This is a genomic window from Desulfuromonas sp. AOP6 (assembly GCF_009731355.2).
GTDB lineage: Bacteria > Desulfobacterota > Desulfuromonadia > Desulfuromonadales > SZUA-540 > SZUA-540.
On sequence record NZ_AP022810.1, the window covers coordinates 2,806,803 to 2,832,979 of the forward strand.

A 26,177-nucleotide genomic window follows, 5' to 3' on the forward strand; every position below is an offset into this window, starting at 1 on the left:
ATCATTTCTCACTCTGGGACTTTTTGACCTCGGCCAGATAACTGAAGAGGTTCCGGCACTTTTTCAGACGAAAAAGGTAGACCTTCTTCTCCACCGAATCGCTTTTTTCAATGTCTCGAATGACCCGGTCGCAGGCGGCGGTCAGACTGTCCAGTTCTGAGACCGTCAGTCCTTCCGCCACAGCGGTCTGACCGCAGAGCCGGTCGAAATCGTCTTTCCAGGATTCGGCCTGCACTAAAGTCGCCGTCAGCAGCAGGCCGACCAGAACCCCCCATCCCCATCTTTTCATGATCACCTTCATCCTTTATTAGCGGGAAATGCGCGGATGGCACCCCTTGCAATCGTCCAGAGGGAAAGCCACCCGCAGGTGACAGACCCCGCAGAACTTGCCTTCGAGTATATATTCCATGGAAAAATGCTGGGTCGTCTTCTTTTTGACGTTGAAGATGTCCGGGTGGCAGTTGGCGCAATCGAGCCAGGGCGTATGCTTGGCATGAGGGAAGTACGCCGGTGGCACATAGGTCCATTCGGCTTGCAGCTCCAGCTCGCGGTCGAAATCCATCGGCTTCTCGTCCGCATGGAAAAGACTGTAGGCCGACCTGATAAGCCCATCTTCCAAAGCGTAGCCCCAGTGGATCTTGTTGCCGAAAGGCGCCGCCGGCAGGGGCCGGCTGAAAACTTCAAATTTCTCCGCATCCGTCGACCCGTAACCGGAATGGCACCTCTCACAGTTGCCTTCCGTATGTCCGAAAGCCCTCACACCGTCATGGCAGGAGCCACAGTAGAGCCCGTTACGGTTCTCAGCCTCGGTGATCTCCGTCTTGTTGGTGGCAAAGGCAAAATCGAGCTCGAAATGACAGACCCGGCAGCTGAATTTGGCGCGATGGCTCCAGTGGGGGAAGAGCACCGGTTTGATCTTGTTTTCCACCGAGGTTCGGCTGATCAAGACATTACCGTACTCGTGGGGGGCCGGCAGCGGCGGGAAATCCCAGTACTTCCCCGCCGCTGCCCCCGTTTCCGCCCAAAGGAGGCCCAGAACGCACCATCCCAGTATCCAGACCCATCTTGACCCTATCGTTGTCATACGCTATTTCATCCCTCAGGTCTTTGGCGCGGACGGACCGGCGGCCCTCCCGCGCCAGATTAATGCACCGGCTGGGTGTGACAGCGCTGGCAGTCGATATTGGGGAACGCCACCGTATCGTGGCAGACCCCACAGTATTTGCCGTTGAAGATGTCCTGCATGCTGTAGGCTTGGGCACTCTTCTTGACGGGAAATATCTCGGGATGACAGAGTTCGCAGCCGTTCCAGACCACGTGCTTCTGGTGTGACAGGATGATGTTGGGCATATTCGGCTCGGTGGGGGTCAGATCGAATTTATCCGGCTCTTTGATTTTGGCCCGGGAGATGGAGACACCCTCGAGGTAGTCCCTGACCGTGACCAGCCCCTCGTCTTCGGCCTTGAGCCAGTCGATGCCATTGCCGAAGCGCTCTTTGGGCATTTTTTTGCGGAAATCATAGAAGTTGTTCTTGAACAGCACGTTCTTGCCGTAAGAGTGGCAGCGATCGCAGTTTTTTTCCGCCTTGGCGACGGAAAAAGCTTCCTGGCCATTGTGACAGGCGCCGCAGTAGAGGCCGTTGATATTGTCCGTCTCCGTCATCTGCGTCCCTTCGGCGGTCATGGCGAAGCCGATATCCACATGACAGAGGCGGCAGGTGTACCTGGCCCGGTGTACCCAGTGTGGAAAAACGACGGGCGCGATATTCTTCTGCTCGGAATAGTTGTTCATGACCACGGAGCCGTATTCATGCAGCTTGGGGCGCTTCTGCTTCATGCCAAAGGTTTCCGCTCCAGCCACCCCGACCAGCATCGCCATAAGCAGCCACGCCATTAATCCGACAATCCTCTTGTTCATTCATTGGCCTCCTGCGATAATCACGTCTGATAAAAGGACAACGAAAGCCCTTATCGGGCCTTCATTACAATTTGTAAACTTTACCATCTTTTTTGTTTATGTCAGGAACTGGCTGAAAATAGCGGACCCAACCCCTGCCAAGAACCTCTTTTTATTGCCGCGCACGGAGATAAGGAATGTCCATGACCAACCGACCCACCACGATTTACCTCAAGGATTACACGCCACCGGCTTTTCTGGTGGAGAACACCGATCTGCATTTTGAGCTGGCCGAATCGAAGACTCGGGTCACGGCGACCTTGCGTCTGCGCCGCAACCCGGACAGCACCGACCCCGCCGCCCCGCTGGTGCTGCACGGGCGCGAACTCACCCTGCGGGATGTGATTTTGGATGGGCGGCCTCTGCCTGCGGCAGCCTATGCGGTCGACACGGAGACGCTGACCCTGGCCGGCGTGCCCGACACCTTCACCCTGCGGACCGTCACCGAAATCAACCCGCAGGCGAATACCTCGCTGGAAGGGCTCTATCTGTCCAGCGGCAACTTCTGCACCCAGTGCGAAGCCCAGGGCTTCCGCAAGATCACCTACTATCCCGACCGTCCCGACGTCATGGCGCCTTTCACCGTCACCCTCGTCGCCGACCGCGCCAAGTACCCGGTGCTGCTGTCCAATGGCAATCTATTGGAGAAGGGCGAGCTGGATGACGGCCGCCACTTCGCGCGCTGGCAGGATCCCTACAAGAAGCCGTCCTATCTCTTCGCCCTGGTCGCCGGTCAGCTGGTCAAAATCGAGGACCGCTTCACGACCCGCTCCGGCCGTGTGGTCACCCTGCAGATCTTCGTGGAGCCGCGCAACGCCGACAAGTGCGAACACGCCATGCGCTCCCTGCAGAAAGCCATGGCCTGGGATGAGGAAGTCTTCGGCCTGGAATACGATCTGGACATCTATATGATCGTGGCGGTGGACGACTTCAACATGGGCGCCATGGAAAACAAGGGGCTCAACGTCTTCAACTCCAAGTACGTGCTGGCCCGACCCGATACCGCCACCGATGCCGACTATCAGGGGATCGAAGGGGTCATCGGCCATGAATACTTCCACAACTGGACCGGCAACCGCATCACCTGCCGCGACTGGTTTCAGCTCAGCCTCAAGGAGGGGCTCACGGTCTTTCGAGACCAGGAGTTCTCCGCCGACATGACCTCACGGCCCGTCAAGCGCATCGAGGAGGTGCGCATCCTGCGCCAGGCCCAGTTCCCCGAGGACGCCGGCCCCATGGCCCACCCCGTGCGGCCTGAATCCTACGTAGAGATCAACAACTTTTACACGGCCACGGTCTACAACAAAGGAGCCGAGGTCATCCGCATGATCCAGAACCTGCTCGGCCGTGAAGGCTTCCGCCAGGGGATGGATCTTTACATTGAACGCCATGACGGCCAGGCCGTCACCACCGAGGATTTTCTGGCGGCCATGGCCGACGCCAACGGCGCCGACCTCGCACAGTTCCGCCGCTGGTACAGCCAGGCTGGCACCCCGGAGATCCACGTCACCACGGAGTTCGACCCGGCCAGCGGTGTCTACACCCTGCGCTGCCGCCAGTCCTGCCCGCCGACACCGGGACAGGAGAGCAAGCAGCCCTTCCATATCCCCCTGGCCCTGGGTCTGCTCGACCGCCAGGGCAACGACCTCCCCCTGCAGCTCGAAGGGGAGGCAGCCCCCCACGAAGCCGGCACCCGGGTACTCAGCCTGCGTCAGGAAGAGGAGAGCTTCCGCTTTGTCGGTCTTACGGAAGAACCCGTCCCTTCGCTGCTGCGGGACTTTTCGGCGCCGGTCAAGCTGCAGATCGACCTGGCCGACGCCGACCTCGCCTTTCTCATGGCTCGGGATGCGGACCCCTTCAACCGCTGGGAAGCCGGCCAGCAACTGGCCACGCGGGTGCTGCTGGGCCTGGTCGAGGATCTCCGTCAGGGACGCACGCAGGGGGAGGCCGACGTTTTCAGCGAAGCCTTCGGCCTGACCCTGCAGGATCGCGAGGCCGATCCGGCCCTGCTTGCCCTCGCCCTGACCTTGCCGAGTGAAACCTACCTGGCCGAACAGATGACCGTGGTCGACCCGGCGGCAATCCATGCCGCCCGTAAGGCCCTGCGCCAAAGTCTGGCCCGGCGCTGGCAGGCCGAACTGCTCGATACCTACGAGCGTCTGGGCGAGACCGGGCCGTACAGCATCGAGCCGGCGGCGGTGGGACGGCGCAGCCTCAAGAACGTCTGCCTCGCCTATCTCATGGCCCTGGAGGAGGATGAAACCGTCCGTCTGTGCCAGCGGCAGTTCGCGCAGGGGGACAACATGACCGACGTCATTGCCGCCCTCGGCGCCCTCGCCCACAGCCGCCGCCCCGAACGGCAGGCGGCGCTGGCCGCCTTCTACGGCCAGTGGAGGCAGGACCCCCTCGTTGTCGACAAATGGCTGAGCCTGCAGGCCACCGCCGACCACCCCGACACCCTGATGCAGGTGCGCGCCCTCATGGCGCATCCGGCCTTCAGCCTGCGCAACCCCAACAAGGTGCGGGCCCTCATCGGCGCCTTCTGCCATGGGAACCCGGCCGCTTTCCACCGGGAAGACGGCAGCGGCTACCGCTTCACCGCCGAGCAGGTGCTGGCCCTCGACCCTCTCAATCCCCAGGTCGCCGCCCGCCTTGCCGCTGCTCTCATCCGCTGGCGCAAGTTTGACGACGGCCGCCAGCAGCTGATGAAAGAACAACTGCAGCGCCTGCTCGACGCCCCCAGGCTCTCCCGCGACGTCTATGAAATCGTCAGCAAGAGCCTGTCGTAAGGCCGCACTCCCTTACGCCTTTTGAAAAGGATGGTCTCCATGGATAGAATCGTCATTATTGGTTGCGGCGATATCGGTCGCCGCGTCGCCCGCCGGGCCTTGGCTCAGGGTCAACAGGTGCACGGACTGGTGCGGGAAGAGGAAAAAGGCCAGGCTCTGGCAGCGACAGGGATTGTACCCCTGGTCGGGCACCTCGACGACCCCGAATCGCTCACCGGGCTGCCGCTGGCCGGCGCCGGCCTCTTTTACTTTGCGCCGCCGCCGGGGGGCGGCTTCAGCGATCCGCGGGTGCGGAACTTTCTGGCCGCCATCACGCCGGGGCAGGAGCCGGCCAAAATCGTCTACATCAGCACCAGCGGCGTCTACGGCGACTGCGGCGATGACCTGGTCACGGAAGAGACCCCGCCCAACCCGCAGACCTCGCGGGCCAGGCGCCGCCTCGACGCTGAAAACGCCTTCCTCGCCTGGGGAAAGGAGCACCAGGTCCCCGTGGTCATTCTGCGGGTCACCGGCATCTACGGCCCGGGACGCCTTCCCATCGCCCGCCTGACGGAGGGACACCCCCTGCTGCGGGAAGAGGAGTGCAAATCGACCAACCGCATCCACGCCGAAGATCTGGCCCGCGTCTGCCTGGCGGCCATGGATAAGGGGGAAGCCGGCGACATCTTCAACGTCTGCGATGGCCAGGGCGGTACCATGACCCAGTATTTTCTCGCCGTGGCTGACCTTCTCGGCCTGGCCCACCCGCCGCAGATTTCCATGGAGGAAGCCCGCCAGGTTATGGCGCCCTTGATGATCTCCTACCTCAGCGAATCCCGGCGCATGGACAACCGCAAGATGTTGGAGAAGCTGAAGATCCGGCTCGAATATCCGACCCTCGCCGAGGGGCTGCGAGCCTGTCTTGACAAGGACTGAGACGCCATGCCCCGCTGCCATTTTTCCCTCCATCTCGACCGCCAGCAGTTTCTGCGCTACTACCAGGGGCAGGTTCAGCAGATTCTGGTGACGACGGAGGAAGGCATGCGGGTGCAGTTCCCCGCCGCCCACCTGCGGCCCTTTCTGAGCGAGCGGGGGATTCAGGGCCGTTTTGCCCTGCACTATGAAGAAGGTGGCAAGCTTGTGCGCCTGGAAAGGATAGTCTGATGAGGAACCCGGCCGGCTCCGATGGGGACGATGAGCTGATCTGTTATTGTTTCCACCACAGTCGCGGCGATATCCGCGAGGACGTGCACCGACACGGCCACTCCACCATCCTCACCGCCGTTCTGCTCGCCCACCGGGAAGGACGCTGCCGCTGCGAAACCCTGCACCCCCAGGGCCGTTGATGCCTCGGTGATATCCGCCAGGTGGTGGATAAGGAAAACAAGGGGAAGTAAAAGAGAACGGGGGAGATGGTTACCCATCTCCCCCGCTTTGTGCATGGTTCCGACTGTTTCGACTTACTGCGCCGTTTCCGTGGTTTCATGGGTGGAAGGATCACGCAGCTGGATACGATCACGGGTGCTGTCCTTGTCCGCGATACCGTCGCCGGTCTGCTCAGCCGCACCCGTTTTGTTCTCATAGCGATACTGGTTCTGATGCTGGTAACGATTCTGCGACTGAGACTTGGTCATGGAGCCGGCGCCGTTCATCGAACCGGCCTGCGAGCGCGAAGCCCCCTGGCCACCCTGACCCCCTTTAGCCAGCGCGGCACCAGGACCGGCAACGGCGACACACACCACCAACCCACCAATGAGCATTACTTTTTTCGCATTCATCATTTACCTCCCTTTTACCTTCGTTAATTTTTTGCGGATGGGATCATCCATGGAATTGTTGATTTAGACGGTGTCCGCCCACCGAGGTTTACCTGTTGAGGAAAAAAAGTTTTTACGCCCTCCCGCTCGGCAGGTCGTTTTCACGACTTGCCCCTATCCCCCAATACCTGCTATAGATGAAACCTTTCACAACATCCCCTTTCCCGTTAGGTTTTGACGCTTTCAGGAGTCCACCATGTCCTTTGATCCCTCCCAGTGGAAACGCTGCGAGTTCGAGAACGTGCCCATATATGTCCGCGGCGACCAGCCCTGCTGGTTCGTGCCCAATCGCGCCGGCGACGAACTTTTGCAGCGCTGGCAGCGGGGAGAAGCCCCCTCCAGCTCGCAAGAGGCTGAACGTTTCCGGCAGAGGCTGCCGGACCTTCAAGGCGCTGGTTACGGCGGCCGTGACGCCATCCTCAAGACCGAACATTTGCGTGAACTCTGGTTTCATCTGACCAACCGCTGCAACCTGACCTGCCGCCATTGCCTGTTCACCTCCGGCCCGGCGGCGGCTGACGAACTTTCCCTTGAGGACGTGGGACGGCTGGCCGCCGAAGCGGTGGACCTCGGTTGCCGGGTCTTCGCCCTTACTGGCGGCGAACCTTTCGTCCACCCCCAGTTCGCGGCCATCGTCCGTGACCTGCTGGCCTACCGGGACACCCAGGTCGTCGTGCTGACCAACGGCCTGCAGCTGTCCCGCCACCTGGAGACAGCCGACTGGGATCTCTCACGCTTTCATCTGCAGGTCAGCGTTGACGGTCTGGAGGAGCGACACGACCGCATCCGGGGAAAGGGAACCTTTGCCGCCCTCGGCGCCGAGCTTGCGTGGCTGAAAGCCCGGGAACTCCCCTTCACCCTCTCCATGTGCGTCGAGCAGGACAATGTCGCCGATATGCCCGCGCTCATCGACTATGCCGCCGACGTCGGCGCCACCACTGTCCATTTCCTCTGGTACTTTGTGCGCGGTCGGGCCGCGGCTGAAGGCTTTGTTTCCCCGGACGAACTCTTCCACCAGCTGCGCCGGGCCGCCGCACGCGGCAAGGCGCGCGGCATCCGTATCGACAACCTGGAAGCGCTGCGAACCCAGGCCTTCGCCCCCGTCGGCACTGTCCAGGACGGCAGCAACAGCGGCTGGGAATCCGTCGCCGTCGGCCCTGACCGCCGCCTTTACCCCTCGGCCGCCACCGTCGGCATGGAGGAACTGGCCAGCGATCTTTCCCAGGGTCTGGCCGCGGCCTGGCGCCACGGTGAGTCTCTGCAGCGGCTGCGAGAGGCCACGGCAGCTTCACTCTCTTCTCCCTGGCGTTTTTTCACAGGAGGAGGCGATGCCGACCACAGTTTCTTCCATGGTGGCCGCTTCGTGGGCGATGACCCCTATGTGCCACTGTACGAAAAGGTCCTGCTCTGGCTTATCGCTGCAGAGGCTGGCGCCAGCCTCGACGACGACAGGCCGCACCTGCGGCTGAAGATGGGGGATGTGCTGGAGAATTGCGGAGCCCATGGCGCGGTTGCCCTTACCCACGCCAACTGCCTGCTGTCCCTGGCCAATCATGACAGCCGCCGCATCGTCAAAGACTTCTACGCCGCGGCAGTGGGCGACAGCAAAGAGGAGATTCTCAATCCTGTCTGCTATGACAGCGACCTTATCGCCCACATTCCCGCCGAGTTCCGCTTCCGCGGTTACGGCTGCGGCAGCCCGGTGCTGGACGCTGGTCTGCAACCAGGGGAGACGGTAGTCGATCTCGGCTGCGGCGGCGGCGTCGAGTGCTTTATCGCCGCCCGCCTGGTCGGGGCCGAGGGCCGTTCCATCGGAGTCGACATGCTCGATCCCATGCTGGGGTTGGCGCGGCGAGGAGCCCAAGGTGTGCGGGCCAACCTCGGCTACGACAATCTGACCTTTGAAAAAGGCTATCTGGAAGAATTGCCTCTGGCCGAGAAGTGTGCCGACGTCATCCTCTCCAACTGTGTACTGAATCTCTCCAGTCACAAGCGTCGGACCTTTGCCGGCATTTTCCGCGCCTTAAAACCCGGCGGCCGCCTCGTCGTGGCCGATGTGGTGTGCGACAGCGAGCCCGGCGGTGCCATCCGCAACGACACCACCCTGCACGGCGAATGCATCGGCGGCGCCCTCACCCAGCAAGACCTGGTTGGCTTGCTGGAAGAAGCAGGCTTCGCCAACATCCGCCTGCTCAAACGCTTCCCCTATCGCACCGTGCAGAACCACCCCTTCTATTCGCTGACCTTCGTGGCCCGCAAACCCGAGGCCGCTGACAGGGTGCGAGTCATGTACCGCGGCCCCTTCGCCAGCGTCACTACCAGCAGCGGCCAGACTCTCGCCCTCGGCAGGGAGGTGGAGATTTCCGCCAGCGAGGCATCCCAGCTCGGCGAGCAGATTTTCGTCTTCGATGCCGGGGGGGCCGTCAGCAACCTCGATCTCGGGGCCGGCTGCGGCTGCGCGCTGTCGCCGGAAGCCCGGACCGATCAAGCGGCGGTCCAGCCTTCGGCGCCGAGCACGATGAAGTACGGCAGCGGCTGCATGGTCTGCGGCGCTCCCCTCGACTATTTCCCGCAAGAGCGTCCCGCCACCTGCACCTATTGCGGCCAGAATTTTGCCGCCAACGCCAGCTGCATGCATGGTCATTTCGTCTGTGACGGCTGCCATTCACAGGACGCCCTGCAGGTCATTGAACAGATCTGCCTGGAGAGCCGCGAAACGGACCTGCTCGCCCTCTTCGACCGAATCCGCCGTCACCCGGCCATTCCCACCCATGGCCCTGAACACCACGCTCTGGTGCCGGCTGTCATCCTCACCACCTTTGGCAATCTCGGCGGTCCTATCTCCCCTGACCAGATCCGTGCCGGCATCCAGCGCGGGAGCAAGGTTATCGGTGGCAGCTGTGCCTTCCTCGGCGCCTGCGGCGCCGCCACCGGGGTCGGCGTCGCCTTCAGCCTTCTGCTCGAAGCCAATCCCCTCAAGGGAGTGCAGCGCCAGCAGGTTCAGCAGCTGACCCAGGAGGTGCTCTCCCGTATCGCATCTCTGAACGCTCCCCGCTGCTGTCGTCGCGACGGCTGGGTTGCCCTGAAAGCCGCCGCCGAGCTGTCAGGGCCGTTACTGTCGATCCCACTGCGGGCCGAAGCCGTCATCGGCTGCCACCAGCAGGCCGACAATCGCGAATGCATCGGCACCAGTTGCCCGCTTCACCAGAACCTCTTGGAAGTCCCCCTGCAGGCCCATCCAGGCTGAATACAAAAATCCATCCAAAATGAATGAGGCCGCCCCCAAAAGGGGACGGCCTCATTCACCGCGCTTCAGCTGGCTATTTAGCTACAGCCCGTGCAGCCGTGCATTTCCTGCTGGCAGCGCGGGCAGCTGCGCCAACCGGAATTTTCCAGGGTACAGCTGTACTGGAGACAGAGGCCTGGTTGGGCTGCATGGGCTTTAGGCACTGCACCCGTCAAAAACCGACCGGCGTTGACACGAAACGTCTCTTTTGACTCAAACTATGCCCCAGGTGTGTTGCTCAGGCCACAGTCAGAGGTTCGCGCATGGCTACAGAAGACCAAACGAGCCCGCACCTAACTCCCTGGAACCTCAAGCCCACCTCAGAAAATAACGCAAAAACGGGCTTGTTGGGCACATTACTTGCTCTTGAATCAACCTGCTGACTGTGGCCAAAAAGGACCTGTCCTGCAAACCCAGACCCAAGAGGCGAAACATGGTACCCATTATTTCCCGCATGACCGGCGTTTTTTTCTTCGGAGTACTGGCGCTCCTGCTGTCGCTAGTCACCGCTGCAGCCGTGTCTGCCGAAGACTATGACATTCCGTTGGCGGAGACCTTTCCCGGGCTCTATTTGGAAAGCAAAGGAAATTTGACGGGCTTGAGCTACACCGCCGACTCCAACGTCACCTCCTTTTTTGGCGCCAGCTTCCAGCTCGAGGACTCCATTGCGGAGGATGACATCTTTATTCCCGACGGCAGCTCCCTGTATTTGGAAGAAAAACAGAATTATTTCCTGGGAGCGGCCATCGACTGCTGCATCGGCCAGGATACCCGCCTGACCCTCAATTATCAGTGGAATCCCAAAAATGTCCCCGGCTTCATGGACGGCGTCAGCAACGGGGTTGACACCCTGGACGAGAGCTACAATATTTCTTTTGGCCTAAGCATGGCTTTCTGACCTGAGCTCTCCCCTTCAAACGCCAAAGGCCGGCTCATTGCCGGCCTTTTCTGTTTTTATCCCCTGCCACTTTTACTCAGCGACGCCTGATGGCATCGACGGGACAGACGCCTTCGCAGGTGCCGCAGTCGATGCACTGGTGCATGTCAACCTGGTATTTTCCATCGATGGGATGAATTGCCTGCATGGGGCACACCTCCGCACAGGCGCCGCAACCGATGCACTCTTCTGTTATCCGATGATGTCCCACGGGAAAATCCTTCCTGCCGGCGCGCGTTACCGCCGATAGTCTTTTCTACCCTGCCCGTTTCAGCAGACCGGGTAGTGTCCAAGCGCCAGTTTTTCACACAGGCTTGAAATATCGTCCAATTCCGCCTGCAGAATCTCTGCCGCCGGTTCCGACACCTCGGCCAGCCCGTACCCGGCCGCCAGGATCAGCTGCAGTGCGGCCATTTTCGGGTCGTTGATCGGCGAGCCGATGCGGCTGACCAGATATACGGCCGCCTCCTGGATGCCGTCCACCTTTTCCACCAGACGGCGGGCCACCCGATGGGCCAGCACGTTATAGATCTTGCCGACATGGCTGACCGGATTTTTGCCGGCCACGGCTTCGGTGCCCAGAGGGCGTCCGACCGAGATGAGGCCGTTGACGCGGTTTCCCCGTCCCACCTGCCCCGAATCGGCGTCCTCCGCCGAGGTTCCCAGCAGACTCAGATAGGTGCCCTGCTCTCCCTTCCCCGCCTGATCGAGGGCGTTGAAATAGAGGTGAACAGCCATTTCATGCGTCAGCGCCGAGACAAAACGGTCGAGTTCGGCGCCGATCTCTTCCTTGCGCCGGAAGTAGTCTTTTTCGGAAGCGACATAAGGGGCCAGCAGCGGCATGGCCACCGTCAGATCCAGCTCCTCGCCACGGCGAACCGCCATGATCTTGACATCTTCGCCGGTGTCAGGAAAGTGTTGCTTGAAGTCCTGACCATTGAGGTGATTTTCCAGTGCCAGGACCAACTGCTCGGTGCGGCTCAGGGGATAAAAACCTACAGCCGCCGAAGTGTCGTTGGCCGCCAGAATCTCACTCGGCCGGCTGAAAATACCTGTCAACTCATCGGAGCCGGGAGCCAGGACAACGCGACAGCGCAGGTGGCGATCAACCTCGACAGCCGGCAGATGTGTACGAAACCACTGGCGGGCCGCCTCCGTGGCAATTTCCTTGACGGGAATCCTGTCGCCGCCGTACGCCAGGGTGGCGCGGTCACCGATATAGAGATCCATGGGCCGTTGCACGCGCCCGCCGCCGAACCACTTGCGCGTACGCCCGGCCACCAGCAGGCCCTTGTCCACATTATGGTGGAGGATGACGCCGAAGCGCTCCCGATAGGCCTGGCACAGAGCCACGGAGACGGCGTCCATGGCGGCATCGCAGATGGAATCGGGATGACCCAAACCTTTGCGCTCGACAATTTCCATCGGACGCCGATCCATGATGGCAACAGGCAATTCTTCGACAACCAGGCGCACAGGGTCCTCCCCCTTCAGGCCGACAAAGGAGACGCAACTCTCCCGTCTACTGTATCCCCGACATCCGGCTTGTCAACCGACCCGACAGGGGTCGCAGGATTGCCATATCCCTCTCATTCTGTCATGATCGGGCAGTGGACAGGAGGTATGCGGTGCAGAACGACAGCGCTTACGAGCAGACCGTGGAAAAGGGGCCCGAACAGCCCGAGTGGGTTCGCATCCTCCCGGAGAGGACCTCTCTGGCCTGGGGGCGAATGCGCCAGTGGACCCTGGTTCTCTCTGCCCGCCGCATTCCTCACCGCCGGCTGAAAACGGGAACCGGGTGGCATCTGCTGGTGCCTCCCAGTTATTTAACCTTGGCAGAAAAAGAAATCACCCTTTTTGAACAGGAAAACCTCAACTGGCCGCCGCCCGCCGAGCATCCCGCCCTTGCCGACAACAGCCTGATCACCCTTTCCGTCCTTGGCGTTCTGGCCATCTTCTACAATGTAACCCTGATGGATATCCAGGCTTTCGGTCACGCGCCCGTCGACTGGATCGGCCTGGGCAACGCCGACGCCCACAAAATTCTGAACGGCCAATGGTGGCGGACCGTCACCGCCCTGACCCTGCACGCCGACGCCCTGCACCTGCTGGGGAATATCGGCATCGGCGGTTTTTTCCTCGTCCTTGTCTGCCGCCAACTTGGCTCCGGTCTCGGCTGGAGCCTTGTGCTGCTGAGCGGCAGCGCCGGCAATCTGCTCAACGCCTGGGTCTACCACAGCGACCATCGCTCCGTCGGGGCTTCGACGGCCCTCTTCGGCGCTGTCGGCCTGCTGGCCGGTATCCGCATGGCCCAGAAGCGTCACCCCCTGACTCGCGGGTGGCTCTGGCCCCTTGCCGCCGCTCTGGCTCTGCTCGCGCTGCTCGGCGTCGGCGACGAAAACACCGACATCGGCGCTCATCTCTTCGGCTTTATGGCCGGCATCATGCCAGGACTGCTGGCCGGCCGGCATCTGCGCCGCGCCGGCCAACCGTCGCCGTGGGTCAACGTTCTCCTCACCATTCTGGCTCTGCTGACCGTCTTGCTGGCCTGGACTCTGGCCCTTCATCTTTCAGCCTGAACTCCCGCCATCATCCTCACTGTATCAGCTTAACGATTTCCGGCTCAATCTGGGTGGGAGACAGCCCGGCCGAGGCCAGCACTTCGCCCCAGGTTATTTTCTGGGTATGTACCTCAGCGAAAATGTCGCCGGCAGGCCGGCCCGTCTGTCGGGACAGAAAGACGGCCAGCAGGATCTGCTGGGTGCCGGCCCCGCTGTCGCGCAGCGATTTCAGTTCGTCAGCCTCCACGGCCAGCAGACGACCGACGGTCTCGTCGGCGACGGCTGCCGCCAGCGCCGCGTCATCGCCGCCCTGCTGGGCGATGGCCCGCACCTGCGCTCCCACCGTATCCGCCGGCAGGGACAGCTCGCGGATTACCACCGACCAGAAACCCTTGTCGGCGCGGGCGTCCATGAGATCGCGGGTATGGAGGCCACTTCTCTCCGACAGATAATGGACCAGCCAGAGGTCTTCCCCGGCAATGCCCCCCATCCGGGCCCGAACTACATCAGCCTTGTTGAGGCTAAAGGCCTGGGCGAAGAAAGAGTTGTGGGTGGTGGCCAGCAGATAATCCGTCACCTTGTGCGGCTGCTCGGGGTCGTAACTGCGATCCTTGAAGCAATGACAGTTGATGGTGCTTTCACGGGCCGAGGCTGTAGCGGCCGTCAGCAGGGCCACCCCGACAAACAAAACAGCCAGGAACTTCATACGCATCCGTACATCCTTTCTGTTCAGGCGCCCAGGCGCGCCTCGTAGTTTTCCACCAGGCGGCGATAGTGCTCTTCCAACCCTTCCGCCGCCGAAGCCTCGGCCTGCCGGTAGCCCTCCTGCATGGCTGGGCGGACGTCCTCGGGGAGCACCTTTTCGGCCAGGGGGTAGAGGATGTTATCCTCCTTGTCGATATGGTCGCGCAACAGGCAGCCATAGCCCCGGGCGTTTTCGGCTATACGGCTGACCTGGCCCGGTTCGCCCTCTTTCGCCAGCTGGGCCGCCTCTTCCATGCCACGGACGAAATCGCGGCCCTGGTCGTGTGCCATCATCATGGCCGCCACCGGGGAATTCTCCTGGGGCATGCCGTTGGCCACCAGCGCCTTGAAGAGGACATCCTCTTCCTTGGCGTGATGGTAGCGGTCGGCGTAATTGCGAATAAAGCTAACCGCGTCGAGATAGAACTGCCAGTCGCGAAACTTGCCCTGCTCCAGCAACGCGGTATTCTTCTCCACCAGCGCGATCATGCGCAGGATAAGCTTGTGCTCCTCCACCATCACCTGAGTTACGTTGGTCATGATCCGTTTCTCCTTTCACCGTCCACGCCGATAACCACCACTTCGACCGGGATGTCCTTGCCGGAAGCTTCCAACGCCTGCTTCACGACCATAACCATACCACGGCAGCAGGGGACTTCCATGATAGTGATGGTAACGGATTGGATATCGTTGTGGGTGAAGATCTGTGTCAGCTTCTCCACATAAGGGCCGCAGTCATCAAGCTTGGGGCAGGCGTTAACCAGTACCTTGTCCTTGATGAAGTCCCGATGGAATTCCGCATAGGCAAAGGGGGTGCAGTCGGCGGCGATGAGCAGGTTGGCGTTCTGCAGCCAGGGTGCTGTCGGCGGCACCAGGGCCAGCTGGGTCGGCCACTGGCGCAGTTCCGAAGCAATTCGGCCGCTGGCCTCCTGAGAGGTGCAGGATTTCTTTTCGATGGTGCGTACATGGGAACCGGGGCATCCGCAAGCGAGATTTTTCATGGGGTGTCTCCTTTTACGTCGTTATGGTTACTGTTCGTCCAGATAGGTGTTGATTTCGTCTTCGATCTTCTGTTCCACCTCATCACCGAGGGCATGGATGCTGACCACGTCCTTGAGCAGGCAGATGCCCACACCGCAGGTCACGCAGCCGATGTCGTATTTCGCCAGGATCTCCCCGATGCGAGGATGATCCTTGAGAACTGTTCCTATTGGGGCCGTGCCGAGATCGTTTTTGAGTTGCATACTGTTTTCTCCTTTCGTCAGGGTGATTGCAGAATACCGGCAATCCACCTAGGGAAACATGACGCAGGTCAAAAATTGAAAAAAATGCGTAAATTCGGCTAATTTGACCTCGGTCAAAAAAACTGTCTCCGGGCTGACAGCCCAGGCGGGTGCAATCCGGGAAAAGTCTGTTATAGATTAAAACTGTCCGCTTGATTCCTGACTCTACCGGGCTGCATAGACCCAATCTTAAACACAGAAAAGAAGGAGGACTCGATGTTTTGCTACCAGTGTGAACAGACTGCCAACGGTACCGGCTGCACCAAAATCGGCGTGTGCGGCAAACAGCCCGACGTCGCCGCCCTACAGGACCTGCTCGTCTATGGCTTGAAAGGCGTCGCCTTCTATGCCAACGAGGCGCGCAAAGCCGGCAAGAAGGACGCCGAGATCGATCGTTTCATGCTGGAGGGGCTCTTCACCACCGTCACCAACGTCGACTTCGACGCCGAAGCCATCGTCAAGATCCTGAAAAAATGTGCGCAGATACGCGACAAAGCCAAGGCTCTCGCCGGTCCCGTGGCCGGAAACGTGCCCGAAGCGGCCCAATGGCAGCCCGCCGCCGACACCGCTGGCCTGGTCGAACAGGGGGAAGCCCACGGCGTCATGAGCAATGGCGTCGACCCCGACGTCAAGTCCGTGCAGGAAATCCTCATCTACGGCATGAAGGGCTATGCCGCCTACGCTGACCACGCCCTGATTCTCGGCCGGGAGAGTGATGAAATCTACGCCTTCACTCATAAGGCCCTGGCCGCCACCCTCGACAAGAGTCTCGGCCTGATGGACTTTGTCACCCTGGCCCTGGAGTGCGGCCGCATCAATCTGGTCACCATGGAGCTGCTCAACAAGGCCCACACCGACACCTACGGCCATCCGGTGCCTACCTCCGTCCAGCTCGGCACCAAGAAGGGCAAGGCGATTCTTGTGTCCGGCCACGACCTCAAGATGCTCGAAGAACTGCTCAAACAGACGGAAGGCAAGGGGATCAACATCTACACCCACGGCGAGATGCTGCCGGCTCACGGCTATCCGGGGCTGAAGAAATATCCCCACCTGGTTGGCAACTTCGGCGGCGCCTGGCAGGATCAGGCCAAGGAATTTCCCGACTTCCCCGGCGCCATCATCTTCAACACCAACTGCATCCAGCGCCCGGCCAACAGCTACAAGGACCGCCTCTTCACCTGGGGTCTGGTGCAGTGGCCCGACGTCAAACACATCGACGGCTGGGATTTCTCGGAAGTCATCCAGAAGGCCCAGGAGCATGAAGGCTTCGGCGACAACCCTGGTCAGGAAATCCTGGTCGGCTTCGGTCACAACGCCGTCCTCGGCGTCGCCGACAAGGTCATCGATGCTGTCAAGGGCGGTCAGATCAAGCACTTCTTCCTGGTCGGCGGCTGCGATGGCGCCAAAACCGGGCGCAACTACTACACCGAGTTCGCCGAAAAGGCCCCTGAGGACACCGTTATTCTCACCCTGGCCTGCGGCAAGTACCGTTTCAACAAGCTGCAGTTCGGCGACATCGGCGGCATCCCGCGTCTGCTCGACGTCGGCCAGTGCAACGACTCCTACAGCGCCGTGCAGATCGCCCTGGCTCTGGCCGATGCCTTCAAGTGCAACGTCAACGATCTGCCCTTGTCTATCATCCTCTCCTGGTATGAGCAGAAGGCGGTGGCAGTACTGCTGACCCTGCTGCATCTGGGCATCAAGGACATCAAGATCGGCCCGTCGCTGCCAGCCTTCGTTACCCCCAACGTTCTCAATTTCCTGGTACAGAACTTCAACATCGGCCCCATCGGCAACGCCGAAGAGGACCTCAAAGCCGCCCTCGGCACCGCCTGATCGCCGAGGTGATTCCCACAAAAAAGAGGAGGAAGGCTCGCGAGCCTTCCTCCTCTTTTTTGTCTTTCGCAACCTGGACTGTTTATTTGTCCAGGTGCACATCCATCTGCGGGAAGGGAATGTTGAGCCCCACTTCCGCGAACTTCTTGTAAACCGTTTCGTTCATGTAAAAATGCACGGCCCAGTAATCCGCCGACTCGACCCAGGCGCGTACGGTGAAATTGACCGAACTGTCGGCCAAAGCTCCCACCTCAACGAAAGGCGCCGGGTCCTTGAGAACTTTGTCATGCCCGAGGAGCAGATTCAGCAGGGTCTTTTTAGCCAGATCGACGTCGTCCCCATAGGCGATGCCAAAGGTCCAGTCCACCCGCCGACGCGGTTCGGTGGAGTAGTTCACCATGGAAGAAGTGGAGAGACCGCCGTTGGGGATGATGATGGTCTTGTTGTCCGGCGTGGTGAGGATGGTATTGAAAATCTGGATTTCCTTGACCGAGCCGGCATAGCCCTGGGCTTCGATATAATCGCCGACTTTAAAGGGCCGGAAAACCAGGATGATGACTCCCCCGGCAAAATTCTGCAGCGTTCCCGACAGCGCCATGCCCACGGCCAGGCCGGCGGCGCCGAGAATGGCTATGAACGAGGTCATCTGGATGCCGACCATGCCCAGGACACTGATGACCACCAGCACCTTGAGCAGGGTCCCGACCAGGCTTACCATGAAGGGGCGCAGTGAGGGATCAACCTGCTTTTTATCCATCGCCCGGCCGACCATCCGGCCGATTGCCTTGGCCAAATAAAGCCCCACGACAAGCGCCAGAATAGCCCCGACCAGCTTGGGACCCCAAAGAATGAAGAGATTGATCAGAGTGTCGAGATATTCCCCCCCGGCTTTGAGTTGATCTTCCACATGCACCTCCTGTATTGAATGATTGAATCAGCCGGACATCCAGTCCGGCCCACGACCTCAACTTATAGCGCACATTCTTCCAAACTCAAGCTATTTACCTAATTTACCTCACATTTACACCCAAGGCTCGCCTGGTGATGAATGGTCTCTTGTGGATGCGGTCAGTCCAGCGGCAGATACTCAACCTGGACGATCTCCAGTTCGACCGGCCCGGCCGGCGCAGTGAAAGTCACCACATCTCCCTCCGCCCGTCCCAGCAGCGCCCGCCCGATGGGGGAGGCCCAGCTCACGTGACCTCGGGCGGCATCGAGCTCATCGACGCCGACGATGCGGTAGACCTTCTCTTCGCCGTCCTCGTTTTCCACCCGGATGGTAGCGCCGAAAAGCACCCGTCCCCTGGCGATTTTCCCCTGCTCCACCGGATCGACGATTGTGGCCTGCTCCAGGCGTTTGCTCAGAAAACGGATGCGGCTGTCATAGTGCCGCAGCTTGCGTTTGGCATAATGATAATCGGCGTTTTCGCTGCGATCGCCATTGCTGGCGGCCCAGGCGGCCGTCTGCACCATTTCCGGGCGCAGGCGGTAGAGGATATCCTTGAGCTCGGCCCGTAGCCGCTCGGCGCAAGCGGGTGTCATATAAATCGGGGTGGGTTTGCCAGTGGTCATGCGCTGTCTCTTCCTTTTGGGCGATGGTTTTTAAGGGCCATTCTAGGCTTTTTCAGGTCCGGCGTGAAGCCCTGGATGTGTAAAAATCCGCTGTGATAACTCCTTGTTTTTCTGCTATGGTTTATGCATGAGCGACGAACGCAAAGACCGACAACTGTCTCAAAGCGAGCTGATCACGACCCTGGCCCACTATTACCGGGCCGAATCCCAGCGCAGCCTGGCCTGGCGTGAACGGCTCGACCGCACCACCAACTGGGCTGTCGGCGCCACCGCCGCCTTTCTTGGCTTCGGCTTCAGCCATCCCGAGTTTCCCCATCCCTTCTTTCTTTTCGGGCTGGCCGTCCTCTACACCCTGCTGCTTATTGAGGCCCGCCGCTTTCGCTTTTACGACGCCTACGAATATCGGGTGCGTCTCATGCACCAGAACCTCATCTATCACGCCGTCGCCCACGGCACCCTGCGGGACGACCCGGACTTCGACAGCGGCGGCGTCTACTGGCGCGCCGAGCTGGCCTCCGACCTGCGTTATCCCCAGTACAAGATGAGCATCGCCTATGCCATCGGCCGACGCATCGCCGCCAACTATATCTATCTGTTCATCATCCTCCTGTGCGGCTGGCTGATGAAAATCAAACTGCATCCCCGCCCCGTCGCCAATTGGGAAGACTACCTGAACCAGGCTGCCGTCGGCAACCTGCCCGGCTGGTTCACCTTCACCTTCATGCTTGCCTTTCTCGCTCACCTGGTCGTCCTGCTCCTGCTCAGCCACAAAAAGCGCGGGGGACGGGATGTGCTCCATCCTTTCCGGGAACCCGAACCGGACTAACCCCTGAGGACCTCTGCATGCCCCCCTGTTCTTTACCCCTGTTTCGCCGGCGCTGGCCGGTCTTCGCTTTTCTCACTCTGGCCCTGCTGGTTACCGGTTGCGACCGGCCGCCCGCAACACCCCAGGTGGATGATCGCGCCTCTCTGCTCGATGCGAGCCGAGTTGCCCGCCTTGAGGCGTATCAGGAGCGACTGCGGCAGGATGTCGACATCTATTTCCAGCTGACTCTGCTGGCCAAAAGCCCGGCCGATCTCGATACGGAAGCCCTGCGTCTGTTCGAGGCCTACCGGCTTGGCAGCACCACCAATGGCGCTCGCGGCGTGCTGATGCTGATCGACCCTGTCGGCGAACAGGTGCGGCTGGAGATCGGCTACGACCTGGAAGGGGTTTTCCCCGACGGTTTTGTCGGCTATGTGGAACGGGAACAGATGGCTCCCTTCTTTGCGGCAGGACGAATAGCGGACGGCGTGGAAGCCACGGTGGAACTACTGGTAGGGCGGGCGCTGGGCGAGGTTCCCACCGACTATGGCGGCAAAACCAGGCTGGAACACCTCAGCGGCGGGGCTGGCGCCCGGCTGGCGACACCCATCGGCGGCGGCACCCGGGCGAAAGAGGCGGTGGAGGACCGCGCGTCCTTTGCCGCGCAACCCTCACCGCGGCAGACCCTGGAGCGTTATCTCGAGGTCCTGCAACGGCACATCAAGGATCCCGAGCTGGATCTATACACCCCGTCGACCCGCGAGTTCTTTCGTCAGTGGCTGGTGACCAGCGCCCAGCAGGACAACGAGCGCAAAGGTCTGGAGCAGTACCTCCCTCTGGCTGAAGAACGCATCAGCGGCACCCTCGCCGTACTACGCTTCCCCGTCGAGAACCGGCAGGCCTCACCTTACTTCTTTCGCCTCGCCGATGAAGGTTGGCAACTCGACATGGTCGTCATGAGCCAACTGATCGGCTTCAACCATAAGAATCAATGGTTTTTCCGCAGCCGGGCCCATGAATTCGCCTTCGCCTTTGACGACCTCCATTTCGATGCCAACGGCTTTCCCCACCGGCCCTAAAGGCTTCACCTGCTGAAGCTGTCGGGAACTCATGGGCTATCCGGGCAAGTCAGGGGTTCTCGCCAGCTCTCCAAGGCGACACCAGTCGTTTTTTCCTCACTGTTCTTCATCGGTTGAAAAAGGTGTGGCAAGGTCATCCACCATCTCCACCCGGAAGGTGCTGCCCCCGCCGGGAGTCTCCTCGACCCAGGCATTTCCTCCGTAAAGCCTGGCGATTTTTCTTACAGTGGCAAGGCCAATCCCCGTGCCGGCTTGTTTTTTACCACTTTCTCCTCGGAAGAACACTTCAAAGATGCGCTCACGTTCTTCGGGTGGGATACCGGGGCCCTGGTCCCTGACACTGAACTTGACCTTTTCGTTCTCACGCTCCCCTGTCAGCTGAATAACCCCACCCGAAGCAGCCGCGTAACGAACAGCATTGCCAATGAGGTTATCGAATATCTGAAAGAGCAGGCTTCTTGGCAAGCGGACCGTGGGTAATGAGCCCAGTTCCATAACCGCGCCCGATGACGCCAGACAGAAGGCACGTCCATGGATCACTTCATCGACGATTTCCTTGCTGTCGTAAGGCTCTTCCTCTTTCGGGACTTTTCCTACCTTGGCCAGCGCCAGCAAATCATCCATCAGCTTGGCCATATTTTCTCCGGCGGCGATGATTTCATCGAGATACTCCATGGCATCCTCATCCAGCCTGGCCCGGTAGTTCTCTTTGATGAGATCGGCGTAACTGACACTCACCGTAATGGGATTACGCAGATCGTGAGCGAGGATGTAGGTAAATTCCTCCAACTCCTGATTGCTTTTCTGGAGATTCTCTTCTGCCGATTTCCGTTCGACAACCTCTCGATTGAGATTGTCAATGGAGGTTGTGGACCGGCTCAGTTTGTTGGTCATGGCACTGAAGGCCGTCCCCAATCTCTCGACTTCCAGGACGCCTCTGACCTTCGCTTCCTGAGTCAAATCCCCGTTGGCGATTTCTTCCGTCACTTTCACCAGACTGTTGAGCGGGCCAACCAGCTCAGAAGCGAACCTCAGACAAATAACGGTGGCAAAGGCCCCTACGGCAATCGCGAAGCCGATCAGAGCAAGGACCATCAAGCGGACAGCCCGGTGAACATCTTCATGGGACCTGCTCAGAACAATGGCTCCGACGACCTCATGCGTATCGACGATAAGTGGCTTGCAGGCGACAACGTAGGGAACATCGTCGAGAAACAGCTCATCGTAAACCGTTTTGCGCTCCCGTAGTGCTCCCTCCCTGAAGGCCTTCAGTGTCTGGGTATCGAGGACAGAACTGTTATTGAAGGTGGTCGCCTGCAGCCGATCGCCGTCATAGACCGAAACATCCACACCATACCTGCGCTGGATCTGTCCAAGAAATTTTTCATCCAGCAGGTAGATGATTTCGATGACCCCCACGACATCATCTTTCTGGAGGACCGAAAAACAGACGCTCACCCCCAGGCCATGTTCGGAGCTCACCAGACTTTTCATGGATGTTCCCGACAGGCCGGTTTCAAAACCGTTTCGGTTGGCCTCACTCTGACCAGAGGAAGTCAGCGGATGTGACTGGGCTTGGACCTCGTCCTCTCTATCCAAAACTCGCACCGAATCGGCTTTGAGCAAATGTTCGAGATAGAGGGATAATCGCAGGATGGTTTGGTGGTCATTTTCCAGGAGAGCGCGAACCGTTTCCTCCTGTTCGAGCACGGCCTGGGTTAAATGCTGGACCGCACGGGAAAGCTCCGCGACTTCGAGCTCGAAATGGTGCAGGGCATCGCCCAGATTGCCCTCAAGGCTCTTGTGCTGATAGTCATAAAACAGAATGATGCTGGTGCTGGCCGTGATGAAAATCGCCGCCAGGATGATGGGGATAAAGGTAGCCAGCATCTTGTTTCTGAGAGTCATGCCCCCCCCACTGCAACCCGGAAAAAGGTCAAAGCCTTGCCTTCATAGCGCCAGCGGTACTCTGCGCAGTCACCGTTATGTATTTTAAGGATACCAGCCTGTCGATAACATGCTATTTATTGGGCGCTTTTTTACGTTGCGATCCGGGTAGTTTCCTGCAGAATTGAGCGAGGGAGGCACCCCACCGACGCTAAGGCAAAGAAAAGACGGGCTCTGGCAGATCAGCGATATCCTTCTGCCTGCAGAGAGAAGAGATAGGCATACTGGCCGCCAAGCTTCATCAATTCTTCATGGCTGCCGCGCTCGACAAGGTGTCCCTTGTCGATGACAACGATCTGGTCGGCCATGCGCACGGTGGAGAAGCGGTGGGAGATGAGTATCGTCATCTTGCCGCGGCTGAGCTCGCGGAAGTGTTCGAAAATCGTGGCTTCGGCGGCGGCGTCCATGGTGGCGGTAGGCTCGTCGAGCACCAGGATATCGGCCTGGGTTCGCATGAATGCGCGGGCCAGGGCGATTTTCTGCCACTGGCCACCGGAGAGTTCGCGACCGTTTTTAAACCACTTGCCCAGCTGGGTATCGTACCGCTGCGGCAGCTTGTCGATAAACTCTTTCGCCATCCCCATGTCAGCAGCCTGTTCCCAGCGTTGCCGGTCTTCGAAGTGCTCGATGTCGCCGGCGCCGATATTCTCGCCGACCAGAAACTGGTAGCGGCCGAAATCCTGAAAGATGACCCCGATGCGGGCCCGCAGGGCATCTCCATTCCACTGCTGCAGGTCGAGGCCATCGAGCAGAATGCGGCCGGAGGTGGGTCGATAGAGGCGGGTAAGCAGCTTGATCAGGGTGGTCTTGCCCGAGCCGTTCTCGCCGACCAGAGCCAGACTGTCCCCTGGTTTCAAATGCAGGCTGACATTCTGCAGGGCCGGCTCCTCACTGCCGGGGTAACTGAAGCTGACCTGCTCGAAACGCACGCCGTCCCCCGGCTGCGGCCCCTGCCGTAATTCGCCCTCAACGGCCGGAACCTTCTGCTCCAGGTACTCATACAGATTCGACAGGTAAAGATTGTCCTCGTACATACCGCTGATGGCCGACAAACTTGCCGACACCGCCGACTGCCCCTGCCGGAACAGCAGCAGGTACATAGTCATCTGGCCCAGACTGATATCGCCACGGATGGCCGACAGGGCAATCCAGCCATAGGCGCCGTAAAAAGCGGCGGTGCCGATGAGCCCCAGAGCGAAGCCCCAACTGTCACGGCGCAGGGTCAGTTTGCGATCTTCCGCAAAGAGTTTGGCGAAGATGGCCCGATAACGTTGCAGCAGTTTGGGCCCCAGGCGGAAGAGTTTGACTTCCTTGGCATAGTCTTCCCGCGCCAGCACCGTTTCGAGGTACATCTGCATGCGGGTTTCCGGCGAGCGCCAGCGAAAGAGGCGGAACTTGTCACCGGAAAATTTCGCCTCGGCCAGGAATTCGGGGATGCCGCCGGCCAGCAGGATGAGAACCGTCCAGGGCGAGAACTGCACCAGGAGGACGCCGTAACTGGCCAGGGAGATGCCGTTCTGGACCAGCCCAAAGGTGCGGGTAACCAGGCTCAAGGGGCGGGTCGAAGCCTCACGCCGGGCCCGGGTGAGCTTGTCGTAGAATTCCGAATCCTCGAAATGAGCCAGCTTCAACGTCAGGGCTTTTTCCAGAATCATCAGGTTGATGCGTTGCCCCATCAGCGCCCGCAGCAGCGCCTGGCACGTGGAAATGCCGCGCTGTGAACCTGCGATGAGGGCCACCACGCCTGCCTCGGCGGCCACGAGCCAAAGGATGGCCCGTGTATCGGCGCTGCCGGTGAGCTGATGCTGAGCGATGGCCGCTACCACGCCATCGACGATCAACTGACCAATCCAGGCGACGGCGGCAGGGAGCACGCCGGCGACCAGAGTCAGCGCGGCGAAGACCAGGGCCAGGTGGCGACTGGTCGTCCACACCAGCTCAAGGGCGCGGCGGCTGTAGCGGAAAAGGTCGAGAAGGTGCTTCGACGGGGGATTGTTTTCGGAGGACAGCGGCGGATTTTTCACGGGACATCCTGTTGAAAGTTAAAGGGGTGGCGCGCTGACAAGCATATCACGGACATTTGGGGTTAAAAAGGAGCAGATTTTTTGGGCAAAGGCCTCTAACAACCAAGGGGCTCTTTGGTGTATAAAGAAGTGCTGATTCCCATTCACGGAGATTGCCGTCATCCCAATGAAGCCGACTGCCCCCAACCCTAACTATGACTTCCGGCGCTGCAAATACTGCGGTTCTTTCGCAGCGCAGCCCCTCTATCGCCTGGCCCGTCAGACGATCTACCGCTGTTCGCAATGTGATTTTCATGCCCTCGACCGGCTTGATCCCATCGTTCCCAGGTCAGGCCACGACGAAGAAAAGCCTTTGGATGAACGGTCACGGCAGTATATGGAGAGACGGATGCAGGACGTCGATCCCCTGCTCCCCCTGCGCCTGCAGCTGGTGCGGGAGCAGCGGCCGCTGGCGGGAGCACGGCTGCTCGATATTGGGGCGGGAACGGGTCAATTTATGCAGCGGATGAGCGAGGAAGGCGTCCAGGCCCGCGGTCTGGAGCCCAGCGACCTGCGACGGCAGTTTGCCCACCTGAAATTCGGCCTGGAGTTGGAGGCAGAGACCGTCGAAACCTTCGGCACCCAGCAGGAGCACCAGAACGCCTTCGACCTGGTGACCCTTTGGGACGTTATCGAACATGTGAATTTTCCCGTGGAAACGCTGGAGGGAGCCCGGCACTGTCTCAAACCGGGAGGGTATCTTTTCATCGACACCCCCTCGCGGGATGCCCTCTCCTACCGCCTGAGCGAAGGGGCTTACCGCTTATCCGGTGGCAAGGTGACCCTCTTTCTGGACAGCTTTTACGAGCCGGTACCCTACGGCCACAAGCAGATCTTCCGACCGCAGCAACTGGTCGACCTTGTCGAGAAGGTCGGCTTTCGGGTCATCCGGCAGGACAGCGGTTTTCTCCCACCCGGCAACTGGCTGCAGTCCCTGCTCAGACCGCGGAACCGCATCGTGCTGATCTGCCAGCGTCCAGCGGCCTAGCCTCAGGACTCGGCCGCCTCAGCGCACCGCCGACCAGATCTTGCCGATCCAGCCTTTTTTCTCCCAGTTCTTTTTCAGTCCGCGCTCCAGCAGAAAGGGCGCATAGACCTTGTCTTCACCCATGATATGGTTGCTCAACCATTTGCGCAGAAAACCCAGCAGTTCAGGAGTGATCATCTTTTCCCCGCTCTGCACCTTGCGGTTGATGTCGACAACCTGAGCGCGCAACTCCTGGTGGTGAGCACAATGCGCTTCATAATCGGGATAGTTGAAAATCCGGAAGAGAGACTCCTCCACGGCAAAATGGACGATGGTGTACTGCATGAGCTCATTGAGGACATCCCTGGCAACCTGCAGTTTCTGCTCCCCTGAAATCATGGCGTCATAAAGACGATTGATCAGGTCGAGCAACTGCTTGTGCTGCTCATCAAGTTCCTCGATTCCCACGCTGATTTTGTCGTTCCACTCCATGAATGCGGCCATACCTGACTCCTTCCTGAAAGTTGACTTCACATCACAATTGATGACAATTCCG

The 26,177-nt window shown here is 60.0% G+C and carries 26 protein-coding genes; 11 read left to right on the forward strand and 15 right to left on the reverse strand.

The features are described from left to right. Window position 1 precedes the first annotated feature (1 nt). From AOP6_RS13130 to AOP6_RS13140, 3 genes are read right to left on the reverse strand one after another with little or no spacing between them, the layout of a single operon-like run. Entirely contained in the window at window positions 2–289 is a 288-nt protein-coding gene (locus AOP6_RS13130) for a hypothetical protein (RefSeq protein WP_155877198.1), read from the reverse strand. A gap of 18 nt (window positions 290–307) precedes the next feature. Next, the gene (locus AOP6_RS13135; protein WP_155877199.1) at window positions 308–1,084 is read right to left on the reverse strand and encodes a c(7)-type cytochrome triheme domain-containing protein; all 777 of its coding nucleotides are present in this window, start codon (window positions 1,082–1,084) and stop codon (window positions 308–310) included. 59 nt (window positions 1,085–1,143) lie between these two features. Further along, window positions 1,144–1,917 carry a c(7)-type cytochrome triheme domain-containing protein gene (locus AOP6_RS13140; protein WP_225897298.1) on the reverse strand — a complete coding sequence of 258 codons (774 nt, stop codon included), beginning with the start codon at window positions 1,915–1,917 and terminating at the stop codon, window positions 1,144–1,146. Between the two features lie 182 nt (window positions 1,918–2,099). On the opposite strand from AOP6_RS13140, the gene pepN reads away from it, so the two are divergent. The 4 genes from pepN to AOP6_RS13160 are packed head-to-tail and all read left to right on the forward strand — an operon-like array spanning window position 2,100 to window position 6,070. Beyond that, window positions 2,100–4,745, forward strand: coding sequence for an aminopeptidase N (pepN, locus tag AOP6_RS13145; protein WP_213194853.1), 2,646 nt, complete (start codon window positions 2,100–2,102; stop codon window positions 4,743–4,745). 39 nt (window positions 4,746–4,784) lie between these two features. Continuing rightward, complete coding sequence (locus AOP6_RS13150) at window positions 4,785–5,660, forward strand: SDR family oxidoreductase (protein ID WP_155877201.1); 876 nt, start codon at window positions 4,785–4,787, stop codon at window positions 5,658–5,660. Window positions 5,661–5,666: 6 nt separating this feature from the next. Further along, on the forward strand, window positions 5,667–5,888 hold the full coding sequence (locus AOP6_RS13155; RefSeq protein WP_155877202.1) for a DUF2835 family protein: 222 nt from the start codon (window positions 5,667–5,669) through the stop codon (window positions 5,886–5,888). Next, a complete protein-coding gene (locus AOP6_RS13160) occupies window positions 5,888–6,070 on the forward strand; it encodes a hypothetical protein (protein WP_155877203.1) in 183 nt (60 codons plus the stop codon). Before AOP6_RS13155 ends, AOP6_RS13160 begins: the two co-directional genes overlap by 1 nt. 114 nt (window positions 6,071–6,184) lie before the next feature. Here the strand turns inward: AOP6_RS13160 and AOP6_RS13165 are convergent, their stop codons facing one another. Then, entirely contained in the window at window positions 6,185–6,505 is a 321-nt protein-coding gene (locus AOP6_RS13165; RefSeq protein ID WP_155877204.1) for a hypothetical protein, read from the reverse strand. Window positions 6,506–6,737: 232 nt separating this feature from the next. On the opposite strand from AOP6_RS13165, the gene AOP6_RS13170 reads away from it, so the two are divergent. Beyond that, window positions 6,738–9,788: a DUF5714 domain-containing protein gene (locus tag AOP6_RS13170; RefSeq protein ID WP_155877205.1), complete on the forward strand. Its 3,051-nt coding sequence runs from the start codon at window positions 6,738–6,740 to the stop codon at window positions 9,786–9,788. 472 nt (window positions 9,789–10,260) lie between these two features. Beyond that, window positions 10,261–10,725, forward strand: a complete 465-nt coding sequence (locus AOP6_RS13175) for a hypothetical protein (protein WP_155877206.1) — start codon at window positions 10,261–10,263, stop codon at window positions 10,723–10,725. 76 nt (window positions 10,726–10,801) lie between these two features. On the opposite strand, the gene AOP6_RS15320 is transcribed toward AOP6_RS13175, so the two are convergent. Both AOP6_RS15320 and AOP6_RS13185 read right to left on the reverse strand, forming a co-directional pair. Continuing rightward, window positions 10,802–10,975, reverse strand: coding sequence for a 4Fe-4S binding protein (locus tag AOP6_RS15320; protein WP_155877207.1), 174 nt, complete (start codon window positions 10,973–10,975; stop codon window positions 10,802–10,804). Window positions 10,976–11,034: 59 nt separating this feature from the next. Beyond that, complete coding sequence (locus AOP6_RS13185) at window positions 11,035–12,240, reverse strand: methionine adenosyltransferase (protein WP_225897299.1); 1,206 nt, start codon at window positions 12,238–12,240, stop codon at window positions 11,035–11,037. A gap of 152 nt (window positions 12,241–12,392) precedes the next feature. Between AOP6_RS13185 and AOP6_RS13190 the strand changes: the two genes are divergently transcribed. Further along, window positions 12,393–13,343, forward strand: coding sequence for a rhomboid family intramembrane serine protease (locus AOP6_RS13190; RefSeq protein WP_155877208.1), 951 nt, complete (start codon window positions 12,393–12,395; stop codon window positions 13,341–13,343). A gap of 16 nt (window positions 13,344–13,359) precedes the next feature. On the opposite strand, the gene AOP6_RS13195 is transcribed toward AOP6_RS13190, so the two are convergent. Genes AOP6_RS13195 through AOP6_RS13210 form a run of 4 tightly spaced genes read right to left on the reverse strand, consistent with a single transcriptional unit; the run spans window position 13,360 to window position 15,313 of the window. After that, window positions 13,360–14,037 (reverse strand): hypothetical protein, encoded by a 678-nt coding sequence (locus tag AOP6_RS13195; RefSeq protein WP_155877209.1) that lies wholly within the window; start codon window positions 14,035–14,037, stop codon window positions 13,360–13,362. 17 nt (window positions 14,038–14,054) lie between these two features. Next, complete coding sequence (locus AOP6_RS13200) at window positions 14,055–14,612, reverse strand: hemerythrin domain-containing protein (RefSeq protein ID WP_155877210.1); 558 nt, start codon at window positions 14,610–14,612, stop codon at window positions 14,055–14,057. Then, window positions 14,606–15,070, reverse strand: a complete 465-nt coding sequence (locus AOP6_RS13205) for an iron-sulfur cluster-binding oxidoreductase (protein WP_155877211.1) — start codon at window positions 15,068–15,070, stop codon at window positions 14,606–14,608. The genes AOP6_RS13200 and AOP6_RS13205 overlap by 7 nt, the downstream gene beginning before the upstream one ends. Before the next feature lie 27 nt (window positions 15,071–15,097). After that, a complete protein-coding gene (locus tag AOP6_RS13210; RefSeq protein WP_155877212.1) occupies window positions 15,098–15,313 on the reverse strand; it encodes a hypothetical protein in 216 nt (71 codons plus the stop codon). Window positions 15,314–15,568: 255 nt separating this feature from the next. On the opposite strand from AOP6_RS13210, the gene hcp reads away from it, so the two are divergent. Further along, the gene (gene hcp / locus AOP6_RS13215; RefSeq protein WP_155877213.1) at window positions 15,569–17,188 is read left to right on the forward strand and encodes a hydroxylamine reductase; all 1,620 of its coding nucleotides are present in this window, start codon (window positions 15,569–15,571) and stop codon (window positions 17,186–17,188) included. 82 nt (window positions 17,189–17,270) lie between these two features. Here the strand turns inward: hcp and AOP6_RS13220 are convergent, their stop codons facing one another. Beyond that, entirely contained in the window at window positions 17,271–18,095 is an 825-nt protein-coding gene (locus tag AOP6_RS13220; protein WP_155877214.1) for a mechanosensitive ion channel domain-containing protein, read from the reverse strand. 161 nt (window positions 18,096–18,256) lie between these two features. Next, entirely contained in the window at window positions 18,257–18,760 is a 504-nt protein-coding gene (greB, locus tag AOP6_RS13225) for a transcription elongation factor GreB (protein WP_213194607.1), read from the reverse strand. A gap of 127 nt (window positions 18,761–18,887) precedes the next feature. Between greB and AOP6_RS13230 the strand changes: the two genes are divergently transcribed. Continuing rightward, window positions 18,888–19,586, forward strand: coding sequence for a DUF2270 domain-containing protein (locus tag AOP6_RS13230; RefSeq protein ID WP_155877215.1), 699 nt, complete (start codon window positions 18,888–18,890; stop codon window positions 19,584–19,586). Window positions 19,587–19,603: 17 nt separating this feature from the next. Beyond that, a complete protein-coding gene (locus AOP6_RS13235) occupies window positions 19,604–20,644 on the forward strand; it encodes a TPM domain-containing protein (RefSeq protein ID WP_155877216.1) in 1,041 nt (346 codons plus the stop codon). A 96-nt stretch (window positions 20,645–20,740) separates the two neighbouring features. Here the strand turns inward: AOP6_RS13235 and AOP6_RS13240 are convergent, their stop codons facing one another. Together AOP6_RS13240 and AOP6_RS13245 are read right to left on the reverse strand one after the other, a co-directional pair. Next, the gene (locus AOP6_RS13240) at window positions 20,741–22,552 is read right to left on the reverse strand and encodes an ATP-binding protein (RefSeq protein ID WP_155877217.1); all 1,812 of its coding nucleotides are present in this window, start codon (window positions 22,550–22,552) and stop codon (window positions 20,741–20,743) included. A gap of 221 nt (window positions 22,553–22,773) precedes the next feature. Continuing rightward, window positions 22,774–24,615: an ABC transporter ATP-binding protein gene (locus AOP6_RS13245; protein ID WP_155877218.1), complete on the reverse strand. Its 1,842-nt coding sequence runs from the start codon at window positions 24,613–24,615 to the stop codon at window positions 22,774–22,776. 166 nt (window positions 24,616–24,781) lie between these two features. Between AOP6_RS13245 and AOP6_RS13250 the strand changes: the two genes are divergently transcribed. Further along, on the forward strand, window positions 24,782–25,642 hold the full coding sequence (locus tag AOP6_RS13250; protein WP_155877219.1) for a class I SAM-dependent methyltransferase: 861 nt from the start codon (window positions 24,782–24,784) through the stop codon (window positions 25,640–25,642). A gap of 18 nt (window positions 25,643–25,660) precedes the next feature. Here the strand turns inward: AOP6_RS13250 and AOP6_RS13255 are convergent, their stop codons facing one another. After that, window positions 25,661–26,125: a bacteriohemerythrin gene (locus AOP6_RS13255; protein ID WP_155877220.1), complete on the reverse strand. Its 465-nt coding sequence runs from the start codon at window positions 26,123–26,125 to the stop codon at window positions 25,661–25,663. Between the last annotated feature and the right edge of the window lie 52 nt (window positions 26,126–26,177).